This is a genomic window from Leadbettera azotonutricia ZAS-9, from assembly GCF_000214355.1.
GTDB classification, from domain to species: Bacteria; Spirochaetota; Spirochaetia; order Treponematales; family Breznakiellaceae; genus Leadbettera; species Leadbettera azotonutricia.
Genome location: NC_015577.1, coordinates 601,607 through 618,005, shown reverse-complemented (window position 1 = coordinate 618,005; position 16,399 = coordinate 601,607). Strand labels below are relative to the sequence as shown.

At 46.7% G+C, this 16,399-nt stretch carries 7 protein-coding genes; all 7 read left to right on the top strand.

Annotated elements, in window-relative coordinates:
* The first annotated feature begins 276 nt into the window (after positions 1-276).
* On the top strand, positions 277-1,977 hold the full coding sequence (locus tag TREAZ_RS02760; protein WP_015710271.1) for a GH3 auxin-responsive promoter family protein: 1,701 nt from the start codon (positions 277-279) through the stop codon (positions 1,975-1,977).
* A gap of 38 nt (positions 1,978-2,015) precedes the next feature.
* Positions 2,016-3,716, top strand: coding sequence for a GH3 auxin-responsive promoter family protein (locus tag TREAZ_RS02755; RefSeq protein WP_015710270.1), 1,701 nt, complete (start codon positions 2,016-2,018; stop codon positions 3,714-3,716).
* A gap of 26 nt (positions 3,717-3,742) precedes the next feature.
* Positions 3,743-4,363 carry an HAD family hydrolase gene (locus tag TREAZ_RS17230; RefSeq protein WP_083820227.1) on the top strand — a complete coding sequence of 207 codons (621 nt, stop codon included), beginning with the start codon at positions 3,743-3,745 and terminating at the stop codon, positions 4,361-4,363.
* A gap of 70 nt (positions 4,364-4,433) precedes the next feature.
* Complete coding sequence (locus TREAZ_RS02745; RefSeq protein WP_015710268.1) at positions 4,434-9,569, top strand: tetratricopeptide repeat protein; 5,136 nt, start codon at positions 4,434-4,436, stop codon at positions 9,567-9,569.
* 103 nt (positions 9,570-9,672) lie between these two features.
* Entirely contained in the window at positions 9,673-9,837 is a 165-nt protein-coding gene (locus TREAZ_RS18190) for a hypothetical protein (protein ID WP_015710267.1), read from the top strand.
* 448 nt (positions 9,838-10,285) lie between these two features.
* Entirely contained in the window at positions 10,286-14,263 is a 3,978-nt protein-coding gene (locus TREAZ_RS17225) for a tetratricopeptide repeat protein (RefSeq protein ID WP_015710266.1), read from the top strand.
* Entirely contained in the window at positions 14,260-16,377 is a 2,118-nt protein-coding gene (locus tag TREAZ_RS02735) for a YfiM family lipoprotein (protein ID WP_015710265.1), read from the top strand. The genes TREAZ_RS17225 and TREAZ_RS02735 overlap by 4 nt, the downstream gene beginning before the upstream one ends.
* Positions 16,378-16,399 lie beyond the last annotated feature (22 nt).

The window sequence follows — 16,399 nt, the reverse complement described above, 5'->3', positions numbered from 1 at the left end:
ATGAATTATCGAATCATCAATTATTGAAGACCCATTTAACCCCTCTGCGAAAAACACGCATTTTCATCCAAAAGGAGATGCTTTTCACTCGGTTGTATCAAAATGATACATGAGGCCTATTTTGACTATACAGTGTATCATTTTGATACAATCAACCCTTCTACAGGCTTAAACCAGGGCTTATTGACGCAGCCATGCCGAGACCTTGAATATCATGCGAATTTGGATATTATATATGTAAACAGTATCACTAATTCTTTGCAAAGGAGTGCGTATATGGGCATAAAGAAGGTGAAGGGCTGGTGGCTAATCCGCCTTGCACTGACTATTGTTGGGAAAAAGGGCATCGGGGAGCTTAAGAAGGCTTCGAAGAATGCCATAAAAGCCCAGGAACAGACCCTTCGCAATATCCTTAGCGCATCAAAAGATACGGTTTACGGCAAGGAGCATCATTTTGATGAGGTTCTTGCGGCGTCCAGCCCCCAGGATTTGTTCGAGCGGTACCGGAAAGAAGTTTCCATCAATGATTACGAAGATCTCCGGCCTTACGTGGAGCGGCACAAGCAGGGCGAGGCGGGCGTCCTGTTCCCCGGCAAGCCCAAGATGTACGCAACCACCAGCGGCACAACCAAGGAACCCAAATGGATACCTATCACCGAGCGGTACTATCAGGAAGTGTATAAGGTGATGAACCAGCTCTGGTTCTACGCCATGATCACCAACAAACCCAAGGTGTTCTACGGCAAGACCCTTTCCATCGTGGGCAAGGCCACAGAAGGGGCGGCCCCGGACGGGACAGTTTTTGGCTCTATTTCCGGCATCTCCCAGCGGGACATTCCCGGCTTTATGAAGGTGCTGCACCCCGCGCCGGCGGATATTTTCAACATCGCCGATTACAAGGCCAGGTATTATACAATTATGCGCATGGGCATTGAGCAGGACTGCACCCTGATCATCACCGCCAATCCCAGCACCCTGGTAGAAATGCAGAACAACGCCAATGAATTTTATGACGACTATGTAGAGGATATTGAAAAGGGAACCCTGAGCCGGAAATTCCCCATCCCCGACGAAATCCGCGCAGTCCTGGCGGAGCGTCTCAAGCCGAACCCGGAACGGGCAGCGGAACTGCGGCGCTTAAAGGCCCAGTATGGGAATGTCCTTCCCAGGCATTACTGGCCCAATATGCAGGCAGTCAATGTCTGGTTTTGCGGCAACACCGGGATATTCCTGGAGAAGGTCAAAGATTCCTTCCCCAAGACCTGCGTTTTCCATGAATTTGGCTACTTTGCCACAGAATGTCGGCCCGGCATTGTGCTGAAAAGCAATACCCCGGATACGGTCGTTTTCGGCCACAAGGTATATGTCGAATTTGTCCATGAATCGGAACTGGAAAGCGAAAATCCTCGGGTCTACCAGATGTACGAGGTGAAAAAAGGCGAACGGTACTGCCTGATTGTGACCACCTCCGCAGGGCTGTACCGGTACAACATGAACGATCTGATTGAAATTACCGGGTTCATAAATCAATTCCCTACCCTCAAGCTGATCCAGAAGGTGAACGGCACGGTGAACATCACCGGCGAAAAGCTCCACGAGCGGCAGTTTATCGAAGCGGTGCACGCAGCGGAACGGGACACGGGCAACAGGGTGGCTTTCTTCGTGGGCTTCGCGGATGTGACCAAGCCCACCTACCGATTCTACTACGAATTTGTCAATCACGACATTACCCAGGAAAAGGCCGAGAACTTTACCCGGGTCCTGGATGAATACCTGAAAAAGTACAACATCGAATACGAGTCAAAGCGCGCATCGAACCGGCTCAAGCAGCCCGAGACTGCCCTTTTGGTGAACGAGTCCTTCGAAAAGTTCAAGGCAACCTGCATCGACAAGGGCTACCGTGACGGTCAATTTAAGGTTAATCTTCTTATGCAGGATGAAAAACGGCACGCCCTGTTCAAGGAACTGGTACGGTAGATCTGATACATGGAGAACAAGGATTAAAGGAGTACTATATGGCTATAAAGAAAGTGAAAGGCTGGTGGTTAATCCGCTTGGCACTGACTATCATTGGCAAGGTTGGCATCGGGAAGATGACGAAGGCGTCCAAAAACGCTATACGATCCCAGGAACAGACCTTGCGCGGCTTCCTTACCACAGCACGGGATACGGTGTACGGCAAGGAACATCATTTTGACACCATTCTTGAAGCAACCACCGCATTGGATCTGTTTGAACGGTACAGGAAAGAAGTGCCCATCGGCGATTACGAAAACTTCAAGCCCTATATCGAGCGGCACAAGCATGGGGAGGCGAATATCCTGTTCCCCGGCAAGCCAAAGATGTACGCCACCACCAGCGGCACTACCAAGGAACCCAAATGGATACCTATCACCGAGCAGTACTACCAGGAAGTATACAAGGTGATGAACCAGCTTTGGTTTTACGGCATGGTCATGAACAAGCCCAAGGTGTTTTACGGCAAGACCCTTTCCATCGTGGGCAAAGCCATAGAAGGGGCTGCCCCGGATGGGACAGTATACGGTTCTGTCGGGGGAATCGGCCAGCGCGATATCCCTAAATTCATGAAGGTACTCCACACCGCTCCGGCGGATGTTTTCGGCATCACCGATTACAAGGCCCGGTATTATACGATCATGCGGATGGGCATCGAACAGGATTGTACCCTGATCATCACCGCAAATCCCAGTACTCTGGTGGAAATGCAGAACAACGCCAATGAATTCTATGATGATTACGTAGAGGACATTGAACAAGGAACCCTGAGCCAAAAATTCCCCATCTCCGATGAAATCCGCAAAGCCGTGGAAGCGAGGCTCAAACCGAACCCGAAGCGGGCGGATGAACTGCGCGCCTTAAGGGTGCGGCACGGAAATGTAATGCCCAGGCATTACTGGCCCAATATGCAGGCAGTCAACACCTGGTTTTGCGGCAACACCGAGGTGTTCTTCAAAAAAGTGCGGGATTCCTTCCCCGAAAGCTGTGTGTTCCATGAAATGGGCTACAATTCCACCGAATGCAGGCCCGGAATTGTGCTTAAAAGCAATTGCCCGGACACCGTTATTTTTGGCAACAAGGTGTATATTGAATTTATCCATGAGTCGGAGCTGGAAAGCGAAAACCCCCGCATCTACCAGATGTACGAAGTGAAACGGGGCCAGCGCTACTGCATGATCGTGACCACCTCCGCAGGGCTGTACCGGTACAATATGAACGACCTGATTGAAATCACCGGTTTTGTCAACCAATTCCCCACACTCAAGCTGATCCAGAAGGTGAACGGCACAGTAAACCTTACGGGCGAGAAACTCCACGAGACCCAGTTTATCGAAGCAGTGCATGATGCGGAACGGGACACAGGCAACCGGGTAGCCTTCTTTATCGGTTTTGCCGATGTGACCAAGCCGACCTACCGGTTCTACTACGAATTTGTCAACGCCGATATCACCCAGGAAAAAGCCGAGAACTTTACCCAGGTCCTGGACGAGTACCTTAAAAAGTACAATATTGAGTACGAGTCCAAGCGTTCTTCGAACCGCCTCAAATACCCGGAGACTGCACTTCTGGTGAACGAATCCTTTGAAAAGTTCAAAGCTACCTGCATCGACAAAGGCTACCGGGATGGCCAGTTCAAGGTAAACCTCCTCATGCAGGATGAAAAACGCCACGCCCTGTTCAAGGAACTGGTACGGTAAAGCCGCTTGACGGGGTTCGGGGATTTATCTTCGATCTTGACGGAACCCTGTACGATTCCAGGCATATCGGCGCGCGGCTTGTTTTGGCTTGCCCCTGGGAGGCTCCCCTCCTTCTGGCTGAACGCAAAACCCGGAAGTCCCTGGCAGGATGCGATTACGGCGGGAGCGAAACTTATTACCATGAGTTTCTTTCCCGCCTGTCTTTGGCCACCCGTAAACCGGAGCCCTTCCTCCGCTCCTGGTACTTTGATTCCTTTATGCCGCGGATGTGCAAGGTTTTAAAAAAGCATTACCAGCATCGGCCGGGGCTGCCCGAACTGTTCAAAACACTCGCCCGCAAAGGGCTGAAATTCGCCGTCTATTCCGATTATCCCATGGTGGCAGAACGCCTGCATTCCCTGGGCCTGAACCCGGAAAGCTGCGGCTTGATATTCGGCCCCGAAAATTTCGGCGCCCAGAAGCCGGCAGCCCGGCCCTTCCTGTCCATCGCAGAGGCAATGAATGTCCCTCCCAAGGAAACGCTGGTTGTAGGCGACCGGGAGGACAGCGACGGGGCAGGAGCAGCGGCAGCGGGCATGAGCTTTTTCAAGATAGAAACTGGCGGGGATTGGGAAGAATTTCTAAAGAGTCTTAACCTCGCGTCCTGAACAGATGAAAATTGCGTACATCAGTTGGGATGTATCCGGGTGCGACATAATGCTATAAAAGGTAGTGACTATGCCAACAAACCAAATCGAAGAACGCCAGATCCGTGTATTCATCTCGTCCACATTCCGTGATATGCAGGCCGAGCGGGATTACCTTGTGATGAAGATATTCCCCTCCATTCGCCGCTATTGCGAAGATCGGGATATTTCCTTTCTTGAGCTTGACCTCCGCTGGGGAATCAGCGAAGAGGAGTCAAAACAGGGGAAGGTTGTGGATATATGCCTAAAGGAAATTGAAAAGACCACCCCCTTTTTTATCGGCCTTTTAGGGGAGCGCTACGGCTGGGTTCCTTCCCCTGAGGAGCGCCGCCTGATAGGAGAAAACACCGGTGTTTTTACGGAATACCCCTGGGTAGGCGGTGAACTGGACAAAGGCGCCAGTATTACCGAAATGGAAATCCAGCAGGGGGTGTTGCGGATAAAAGAAAAAATAAACGCCTATTTTTATTTCCGTTCTCCAGAAATGGAAACAAAGGCCGAATTCAGGGAAAAGACTGGGAGCCATGAGGAGAAAAAACTCGCCTCTCTTAAAAAAACGCTGCAGGAGCAGCAAGACTACCCGGTGAAGGACTACCGTTCTATTGAAAACTTAGGCGAAATGATTGAAAAGAACTTTAAGGCCCTTGTTGATAAGCTCTGGCCGCAAGGGGCGATTTCTGCTTTTGAAAAAGAACGGCTGGAACAGAAATCCTTTTTAAAGAGCCGTACCAAAGTCTATGTCCCCAGCGGAGATGCCCCGCAGAAACTTGACGATTTTGTAAACGCACCAGAGGAAACGGCAGACCGGTTTCTGGTAGTTACCGGAAAAAGGGGCATGGGGAAAAGCGCCCTTATCGCCAATTGGATACAGCGCAGGGAGAAGCAGCACGATAAAATTGTGTATCACTTTATCGGCAATTCAAGTTCCGAAGGAGATTACCGCAAAATAATAAAATACCTGATCAACGGTATTATCGAAATCTGCGGGCTTCTGCCGCTTGAGGAAACGCCCAAGGAAGATAAGCTGACAGAAACACTGCAAAACCTGCTCTGGACAGCGGCAGAAAAGGAAAAACTGATATTGGTCCTTGACGGCATGGACAAACTTGACGATATCGACAATACGAAATTCCTTAACTGGCTCCCCGCCTTCCCGCCGGATCTACGGGTTATTTTTTCCACCAAAGCCGGAGATAAAACCATGGAGGTCTTCAAACGCCAGAACTACCCCAATATCGCAATTGAGGCTCTTACGGTGGAAGAGCGGAAAACCCTCATCACCGATTATCTAGCGTCTTATGCAAAGAAGTTAAGGCCCGATCAAATTGAGCGCATTGTTCAGTACAAGGAAAGTGAAAACACTCTTGCCCTGCGGACACTTTTGGACGAACTGCGGGTCTTTGGGGTGCATGAGGAAATTGACGCCCGCATTGACAACTATCTTACCGCGCCGGATTTGGAAAGCTTCTACGGCAAGGTCATTGACCGTATAGAAAAAACCTACACCGCCGCCTCCGGTGATAGCAAAAGCTTTGCGGGTGATGTCCTCGCGTTCTTGGCGTCTTCCCGCGCCGGTTTAAGCGAGTCTGAGATTTTGGAGATAACCGGTGCCGCTCCGCTCTATTGGTCGCAGTTATACAACGGTATGTCCGGGCATCTTGCCAAACGGAACGGGCTCATACTATTTGACAACCAGTTTATACAAGAGACAGTTACAAGGCGCCTGAAAAACGGCAAGGAGGAATATCGCCGCCATATCGTTTCCTACATGGAAACCACCCCTGATATTTCCTTCAAGCGGAAGTGTGATGAACTGCCATACCAGTATTTTGCGCTAAAAGAATGGGACAAACTCTATGCCTTCCTGCTTGATTTTACGGTTTTTGATTATATCAATATAAAGGATGAATATGAGCTGGGGGAATACTGGCGCGCCTTGCAAAAGGAGAACAAGGAAAAGTATTCGCCTGCAAAGTATCTTGACCTCGATGATGGCCATATAGATAGAAAAGCTATTAGTGGATACTACAATGATATTGGAGTTTTTATCATTAAAGTATTGGGGGATTATGTTTTAGCCCTGGAATTCTCTCAAAAATCTCTTGCCATTAAAGAAAACGTTCTTAGTCCTGAGCATCCTGAAACTGCAGCATCCTATACCAACATAGGCTTGGTATACAGCGGCATGGGAAGCTATGAAAAGGCGCGGGAATTCTTACAAAAAGCTATCGTCATTAGGGAAAAAGTTTTTGGCGCTGAACATCCTGATACTGCAGCCTCCTATAACAACATTGGCGTGGTATATTGGAAAATGGGAAACCATGAAAAGGCGCTGGAAATCCATCAAAAAGTTCTTACCATTCGGGAAAAAGTTCTTGGATCTGAGCATCCTGAAACTGCAGCATCCTATACCAACATAGGCTTGGTATACAGTGATATGGGAAACAAAGAAAAGGCGCGGCAATACTTACAAAGAGCTCTTGCAATTAAGGAAAAAGTCTTTGGTCCTGAGCATCCTGGTACTGCATTATCGTATGACAGCATCGGAATGGTATTCAGAGACATGGGAAACCATGAAACGGCACTTTATGTTCAAAAAAAGGCCCTTGTTATCAGGGAAAAAGCATTTGGACTTGAGCATCCTTCTACTGCGGGATCGTATAACAACATTGGCTTGGTATACAGGGAAATGGGAAACCGTGAAAAAGCGTTGGAATCCCACCAAAAAGCCCTTGCTATTCAGGAAAAAACTCTTGGCCTTGAGCATCCTGATAAAATAGGATCGTATGACAACATGGGCCTGGTATATTGGAGCATGGGAAACTATGAAAAGGCGCTGGAATTCTACCAAAAATCCCTTGCCGTCAGGGAACAATATTTTGGCCCTAGACATCCTTCTACCGCAATATCCTATAACACCATAGGCGTGATATACAACAGGGTGAGAAACTATGAAAAAGCGCTGGAATTCTACCAAAGGGCTCTTACCGTTAGGGAAAAAGTTCTGGGGCTTGAGCATCCTGATACTGCAGCATCCTATGCCAGCATAGGTGAGGTATACTACATCAGGGGAAACAATGAAAAGGCGTTGGAATTCTTCCAAAGGGCTCTTACCGTTAGGGAAAAAGTTCTGGGGCTTGAGCATCCTAATACTGCAGCATCCTATAACAACATAGGCGTGGTATACAACAGGATGAGAAACTATGAAAAAGCACTGGAATTCTACCAAAAAGCCCTTGACGTTTATGAAAAAGTTTTTGGTCTTGAGCATCCTGATACTGCAGCATCCTATGCCAGCATAGGCGATGTATACTACATCAGGGGAAACAATGAAAAGGCTCTGGATTTTTACCAAAAAGCCCTTGTAATTAGGGAAAAAATTCTGGGTCTTGGACACCTCGATACTGCAGCATCCTATAACAATATGGGCGTGGTATATGGGGGCATGAGGAATAATGAAAAGGCGCTGGAATTCCACCAAAAATCCCTTGAGATTTATGAAAAAGTTTTTGGCCTTGAGCACCCCAATACTGCAACATCCTATTTCAACATAGGTCTGGAATGCAGGAACATGGGAAATTATGAAAAGGCGCTGGAATTCTTTCTAAGGGCCCTTGCCATTAGAGAAAAAGTTTTTGGCCTTAATCATCCCTCTGTCGTAGATTCGTATAACAGCGTAGCTTTGGTATACCGGGATATGAAAAACTATGAAAGGGCTCTGGAATTCTTCCAAAAAGACATTGCCATCAGGGGAAAGATTTTTGGCCCTGAGCACCCTTCTACTGCAACAGCATATAATAACATAGGGTCGGTATACCTTAATATGGAAAACAAAGAGACGGGGTTGGAATTCTACCAAAAAGCCCTTGTCATTCAGGAAAAAGTTCTTGGCTCTGAACATCCTGATACCGCAGGATCCTATAACAACATCGGTGTGATATACCGCACCATGGGAAACAATGAGAAGGCGTTGGAATTCTACCAAAAAGCCATTGCCAGTAAGGAAAAAATATTTGGCCTTGAGCATCTTGATACTGCCGGATCGTATAGCAACATAGGCGTGATATACGAAGCCATGGGAAACCACGGAAAGGCACTGGAATTCTACCAAAAAGCTCTTGTCATTCGGGAAAAAGTTTTTGGCCTTGGGCATCCTTCTCATGCGGCAGCCTATGATGCCATAGGATCGGTATACAACAATTTGGGAAATAAAGAAAAGGCACTGGAATTTTACCAAAAATCCCTTGCTATTAGTGAAAAAGTTAATGGTCCTGAGCATCCTTATACTGCAGCAGAGTATTACAACATAGGCGTGGTATACAGCGACATGGGAAACAATGAAAGGGCGCTTGAATTCCATCAAAAAGCCCTTGTTGTTTTCGAAAAAGTTTTTGGCCTTGGACATAATCGTACTGCAGCATCGTATTACAGCATAGGCGGGGTATATTGGAGCATGGGAAACTATGAAAAGGCGCTGGAATTCTTTCAAAAAACCCTTGCCATTCACGAAAAAGTTTTTGGCCTTGAACATCTTGATACTGCAGCATCGTATAACAGCATAGGCATAACATACCATGTCATGGGAAACTATGAAAAGACGCTGGAATTCTACCAAAAAGTCCTTGTCATTCGGGAAAAGGTTCTTGGTCTTAATCATCCTGATACTGCAAGAGCCTATAACAATATAGGCATGGTATACAGCGACATGCGAAACAAAGAAAAAACACTGGAATTCTACCAAAAAGCTCTTGCCATTCAGGAAAAAGTTCTTGGCCTTGAGCACCCCGATACTGCAACATCCTATACCACCATAGGCGCGGTATACCGGGACATGGGAAACAATGAAAAGGCGCTGGAATTCTTTCAAAAAACCCTTGCCATTCACGAAAAAGTTTTTGGTTTTGAGCATCCTTCTACTGCAGATTCCTATAACAACATAGGCCTAATATACGGCGCCATGGGAAATTATAAGGAGGCGCTGGAATTCTTCCAAAAAGCCCTTGCTATTAGGGAAAAAGTTTTTGGCTTTGAGCATTCTGCTACTGCAGCATCGTATAGCAACCTCGGCCTGGTATACAGAGACCTGGGAAACAAAGAAGAGGCGTTGAAATTTAATAAAAAAGCCCTTGCCATTCAGGAAAAGGTTTTTGGGCAAAGATCATCCTGATACGGTGCAGGTATTTCAACGAATAGCCGATCTGCATAAGCTAACAGGTAATACCTAGCTTCCCCCTGAGGGGGACCTGTCCATCCTGGATGGAGATGCGCCAATGGGAGCCGATGCACTTACAGAAAATCTGCAAAACCTGCTCTGGGCTGCGGCGAAAAAAAAACTGATTCTGGTCCTTGAGGGCATGGAAAATATTGATGATACGGACAATGCAAAACTCCTCGACTGGCTCCCCGCCTTCCCGCGCCGGTTTAAGCGCGCCTGAAATTTTGGGGATAAGCGGCGCCGATCCGCTCTCATGGTCTCAATTATACAACGGCATGTCGGAGTACCTTGCCGAACGGAACGGGCTTACCTGATGTTAATTGAAAACGGCTTGCCAGAGAATTATTGATAATATAAAGTGTTGTCAATATGGATAGGGAAGAATTCGCCGTATTGAATGTATTTAGTGTCAATGCGGGGCTTGCATATCAGGGAGATGTTCTGAGTAAGTTATTGATGACATAGACGATGCCATTTTTGAACGGCGGCTGCGGGATTAAAGGCTAGCCCTGGGGAAGGCCGGGCTACCTTGGACTGAACTATAGGAAAAAAGAAATAGACAACGCCTTCAACGAACTTAATTCATTAGTTAAGGGCCGTTAATTCGGCGATACTAATAACAGATGGCTATCGTTTGGTATTGGGTAAATTGTTAGGGGGTGTAAAAGATGACCGATGCAAGAAAAACAAACCAAATCGAAGAACGCCAGATCCGTGTGTTCATCTCGTCAACATTCCGGGACATGCAGGCCGAGCGGGATTACCTTGTGATGAAGATATTCCCCTCCATTCGCCGCTACTGCGAAGAGCGGGACATCTCCTTTCTTGAGCTTGACCTCCGCTGGGGCATCAGCGAAGAGGAGTCAAAACAGGGAAAGGTTGTGGATATTTGCCTAAAGGAAATTGAAAAAACCACTCCTTTTTTTATCGGCCTTTTAGGGGAACGCTACGGTTGGGTTCCTTCCCCTGAGGAGCGCCGCCTGATAAGAGACAACACCGGTGTTTTTACGGAATACCCCTGGGTAGGCGGTGAACTGGACAAAGGCGCCAGTATCACCGAAATGGAAATCCAGCAGGGGGTACTGCGGATAAAAGAAAAAATAAACGCCTATTTTTATTTCCGTTCCCCTGAAATGGAAACCCCCGCTGAATTTAGAGAAGATAGGGGAAGCCCTGCGAAGAAGAAACTTTCCGCCCTTAAAAAAACATTGCGTAAAAAGAAAGACTACCCAGTAAAGGATTACCGTTCTATTGAAAACCTAGGCGAAATGATTGAAAAGGATTTCAAAACCCTGGTAGATACACTCTGGCCCCAGGGCGCCCTGTCGCTTCTTGAAAAAGAACGGCTGGAACAGAAAGCCTTCTTAAAAAGCCGCACCAATGTGTATGTTCCCAATGGGGATACCCTGCAGAAGCTGGACGATTTTGCAAATGCGTCAGGGGAAGAAGCGGACCGAACCATGGTAGTTACCGGGAAAAGGGGCATGGGGAAAAGCGCCCTTATCGCCAACTGGATACAGCGCAGGAAGAAACAACACGATAAAATTGTGTATCATTTTATCGGCAATTCCATTTCCGAAGGTGATTACCGCAAAATAAGCGAACGCCTCATCAACGAAATTACGCAAATCACCGGGCTTCCCCCTGATGAAGATCGCATGGATAGCGATGCGCCAAAGGGGGCCGATAACCTTAAAGATAATCTACAAAACCTGCTCTGGACAGCGGCGAAAAAGGAAAAACTTATCCTGGTCCTTGACGGCATGGATAAACTTGCTGATATTGACAACGCGAAGCTTCTCAACTGGCTCCCTGCCTTTCCCCCGAATGTACATGTTGTTTTTTCCACACAACCGGATGACAAAACCATGGAGGTCTTCAAACGCCGGAACTACCCCTGTATCGAAGTTGAAACCCTCCCGATGGAAGAGCGGAAAACCCTCATCACCGATTATCTTGCGTCTTATGCAAAGAAGCTAAAACCCGAACAAATTGAGCGCATTATCCGGGACAAGGAAAGTGAAAACACCCTTGCCCTGCGGGTGCTTTTGGACGAGCTTCGGGTCTTCGGGGTACACGAGGAAATTGACGCCCGTCTTAACGTTTATCTTTCTGCACAGAATTTGGAAGACTTCTACGACATGGTTGTTGACCGCCTGGAAAAAACGTACTGTGATGCCCGCAACAAAGACGGCCACAGTATACCGAATTTTACCGGTGAAGTCCTTGGGTTATTAGTATCTTCCCGCGCCGGTTTAAGCGAGTCTGAGATTTTGGGGATAACCAAAGCCGCCCCGCTCTACTGGTCGCAGCTATATAACGGAATGTCCGGGCATCTTTCCAAACGAAATGGGCTTATCGTATTCGATAATTGGTTTATACAAGAGGCCGTTACAAAGCGCATGAAAGACGGCGGAGAGGAATACCGCCGCCGCATCGTTTCCTACATGGAAACAGCTTCTGATATTGCTTCTAACCGAAAGTCTGATGAACTGTCCCGCCAGTATTTTGATCTAAAAGAATGGGACAAAATGTACGCTTTCCTGCTTGATTTTGATGTGTTTGATTATATCTATAGAAAGAATGAATATGAGCTGGGAGAATACTGGCATGCTTTGCAGAAGGAGAATAAGGAAAAGTATTCGCCGGCAAAATATCTTGATCTTGAAAAAGACGGTACAGATAGAGAAGCTATAAGGTACTACTACAATGATATTGGGAATTTTGTCAGTAATGTATTGGCGGATTACGTTCTGGCACTGGAATTCCACCAAAAAGCCCTTGCCATTTGTAAAAAAGTTCTTGTCCCTGAGCATCCCAATACCGCATCATTGTATAACAACATAGGCATTATATACAGCCGCATGGGAAACCATGAAAAGGCGCTGGAATTCCACCAAAAAGCCCTTGCCATTGAGGAAAAAGTTCTTGTCCCTGAGCATCCTTCTACCGCATCATCGTATAGCAACATAGGCGTGGCATACGGCAACATGGGAAACCATGAAAAGGCGCTGGAATTCCACCAAAAAGCCCTTGCCATTAGGGAAAAAGTTCTTGTCCCTGAGCATCCTGATACCGCATTATCGTATGGCAACATAGGCGGGGCATACGGCGGCATGGGAAACCATGAAAAGGCGCTGGAATTCCACCAAAAAGCCCTTGCCATTAGGGAAAAAGTTCTTGGCCTTGAGCATCCTGATACCGCATCATCGTATAACAACATAGGCGGGACATACAGCGACATGGGAAACCATGAAAAGGCGCTGGAATTCCACCAAAAAGCCCTTGCCATTTTTGAAAAAGTTCTTGTCCCTGAGCATCCTGATACCGCATTATCGTATAGCAACATAGGCATGGCATACAGCGACATGGGAAACCATGAAAAGGCGCTGGAATTCTCCCAAAAAGCCCTTGCCATTAGGGAAAAAGTTCTTGTCCCTGAGCATCTTGATACCGCATCATCGTATAACAACATAGGCGGGACATACAGCCGCATGGGAAACCATGAAAAGGCGCTGGAATTCCACCAAAAAGCCCTTGCCATTAGGGAAAAAGTTCTTGTCCCTGAGCATCCTGATACCGCATTATCGTATGGCAACATAGGCGCGGCATACAGCCGCATGGGAAACCATGAAAAGGCGCTGGAATTCCACCAAAAAGCCCTTGCCATTGAGGAAAAAGTTCTTGTCCCTGAGCATCCTTCTATCGCATCATCGTATAACAACATAGGCGTGGAATACGGCGACATGGGAAACCATGAAAAGGCGCTGGAATTCTCCCAAAAAGCCCTTGCCATTAGGGAAAAAGTTCTTGTCCCTGAGCATCCTGATACCGCATCATCGTATAACAACATAGGCGGGACATACAGCCGCATGGGAAACCATGAAAAGGCGCTGGAATTCCACCAAAAAGCCCTTGCCATTAGGGAAAAAGTTCTTGTCCCTGAGCATCCTTCTACCGCATCATCGTATAGCAACATAGGCGTGGAATACGGCAACATGGGAAACCATGAAAAGGCGCTGGAATTCTCCCAAAAAGCCCTTGCCATTAGGGAAAAAGTTCTTGTCCCTGAGCATCCTGATACCGCATTATCGTATGGCAACATAGGCGCGGCATACAGCCGCATGGGAAACCATGAAAAGGCGCTGGAATTCCACCAAAAAGCCCTTGCCATTGAGGAAAAAGTTCTTGTCCCTGAGCATCCTTCTATCGCATCATCGTATAACAACATAGGCGTGGAATACAGCGACATGGGAAACCATGAAAAGGCGCTGGAATTCCACCAAAAAGCCCTTGCCATTAGGGAAAAAGTTCTTGTCCCTGAGCATCCTTCTATCGCATCATCGTATAACAACATAGGCGTGGAATACAGCGACATGGGAAACCATGAAAAGGCGCTGGAATTCCACCAAAAAGCCCTTGCCATTAGGGAAAAAGTTCTTGTCCCTGAGCATCCTTCTACCGCATCATCGTATAGCAACATAGGCGTGGCATACGGCCGCATGGGAAACCATGAAAAGGCGCTGGAATTCCACCAAAAAGCCCTTGCCATTTTTGAAAAAGTTCTTGGCAAAGATCATCCTGATACGGTGAAGGTAGTTCAATGTATTGCCGATCTGCATAAGCTAATAGGAGAAAAACGATGATTACAGAAACACTGGTAAGCCTAATCGCCATCGCCCTCGTCCTATTCGGGGGCTTTTTTTATTTTTTCTATAAGCCGGCAAAGGGTGTTACAAAAGAGCTTCCCCGTATAGTATTTTTTGCCGCTGTTTTTATTGCAGGACTGATGCTCAATTGGGCGGGTGTTAGTTATTTCTACCGTGAAGGCAAGAGCCCGGACCGCATTTATAATTTTGGCATGATACTTAGCATCACTTTAAGAATGTTTAGTTTTTATTGGGATCGGGAGATATGGTCTGCACTGGCAAGGGAAGAGATGTTCTACAGTATTGCCATCACTCTCTGCTTTAGCTCCGCTGTGCTTTGTACCGTGCTGTTTGCCGTACACTTATTCCTCAAGAATCTTTGGAACACCTTATCCATATTCTTCCTTAAATGCTCATCCAGGAAAAGATGGATCATTGCCGGAAAGAGTGTCCATCAGGAAACCCTCCTTGCAAGCCTTACACCTGAACAAAGAAGCAGTACCATTATAATCCCCAATGAGGGCAGCGAGGAAGAAAAAAAAGAATATATTGGCCATGGTTTTTTAGTCCTCAATGGAAAATTTAGTGCAGCGCTGCTTAAAAAAACCGGTTTCTTTAATTCAAAGGAAACAACCCTTATTGCTGTTTCCGAAGATGATGTTAAAAATCTTGAAATAGCCAGAACCATAACAGAGCATCTTAACACCTCTTCGGGTAACGCCGGTGAAAAATTGCGTTTTACTGCCCACATTATGTATACCAACATTGAAAGGGTGGAACATTTTATGTTTAGCGAAAATGCAGGCGGAAAGATTCGCTTTTTTAACCCTTACGAAATCACCGTGCGTTCCTTTTTATTCGACAACCCTATTACCAAATTCATTCCCCTTGAACGTATAGACGCCGAAAAGGCTCTGGTAAAAGGTACATTTGATTTTCTGCATGTCTTTATAGGCTTTGGGAAAATAAACCGTGAATTCCTTAAACAGAGCATAGCAGTAAACCAAATCCTGGGAATAGATTACCATGCCCTGGTAATTGATAAAGATATAAAAGATAGTCAAAGCATCTTTATGAACCAGTGCCGTGGAATTTTTGCAGGTGGAGAAGACAAGGACAATGAAAAATATTTCCCTGCGCCAAAGGAAAAATACAGAATTGAATTTATGGAATGCAGCGCCCTTTCAAGAGAAATGTATGATACGGTAATAAACCGTGTTAAAAATGCTGACGCTTCGTCGGTAATTGTTGCTTTAGGGGATGTCCAGTTAAGCGCAGAAATTGCCATGGAATTTCGCCAGCGGTGCTACGAGGAGCGCATAAAGGAAGGTATAGCCCTTTTTACCCACACAAAATATTTTTCCCCCATTATTGCCGAGGATGTGCTCAATGGAGAAGCCGCAATCAGGATAGAACCTTTTGGTTTTGAAGATGCAATTCTTACCTTTGACCATATTGAGAATGGGGATATGGACCTCCTTGCAAAGCACATTGCCGTAAACTATGCGGGTACCGGAATTAAAGATCCGGCTGAAAAAATAGATGAACTTATCAACCTCAAATGGGGTAAAATCGGCAACTTCAAGCGTGAATCAAACATCTCTGCCGCCCTTTCGATCCGTATAAAACTAAACATGATGGGCTTTGACCTTGTGTATGACAAACCGGAAATTCAGGATGCCAGCGAAAAATGGAGGCAGGTCTACGGATTTCCACAGGCGCAAAAATTGCGGGAGGCAGAGGAATTGGAACGGGATGCCGACGGAAAAATTGCAGATACCATCCGCAATAACCTTGCCCGGCTTGAACACCAGCGGTGGAATGCCTTCCATTTTGTAAGGGGCTGGGCGCCAATGCCAAAAGATATGGTTCGTGCAGACTTGAGGCAAAATAGACAGACAAAAGAGCATGCCTGCATCACCACCTTTGAAGGCCTGGACGAATTAACCAAACTGCAGGCAGAACTGAAATGCAAAGACAATCCAAATTTGGATTATCCAACTACCCTAAAAAAAATCGATACCATGCACTATGATTGCGATCTAATGGATTGCCTTGAAGGCAATCTTAAAAACACAAAATACAAAATTGTGAGCTGGGCGGACAGATGAATATTGCGTACATCCCTTGGGA

What these genes read in the sequence shown, in the direction of transcription:
- TREAZ_RS02760 (WP_015710271.1), top strand. Translation starts at nt 277, where the DNA reads ATGGGCATAAAGAAGGTGAAGGGCTGGTGGCTAATCCGCCTTGCACTG.
- TREAZ_RS02755 (WP_015710270.1), top strand. Translation starts at nt 2,016, where the DNA reads ATGGCTATAAAGAAAGTGAAAGGCTGGTGGTTAATCCGCTTGGCACTG.
- TREAZ_RS02745 (WP_015710268.1), top strand. Translation starts at nt 4,434, where the DNA reads ATGCCAACAAACCAAATCGAAGAACGCCAGATCCGTGTATTCATCTCG.
- TREAZ_RS18190 (WP_015710267.1), top strand. Translation starts at nt 9,673, where the DNA reads ATGGGAGCCGATGCACTTACAGAAAATCTGCAAAACCTGCTCTGGGCT.
- TREAZ_RS17225 (WP_015710266.1), top strand. Translation starts at nt 10,286, where the DNA reads ATGACCGATGCAAGAAAAACAAACCAAATCGAAGAACGCCAGATCCGT.
- TREAZ_RS02735 (WP_015710265.1), top strand. Translation starts at nt 14,260, where the DNA reads ATGATTACAGAAACACTGGTAAGCCTAATCGCCATCGCCCTCGTCCTA.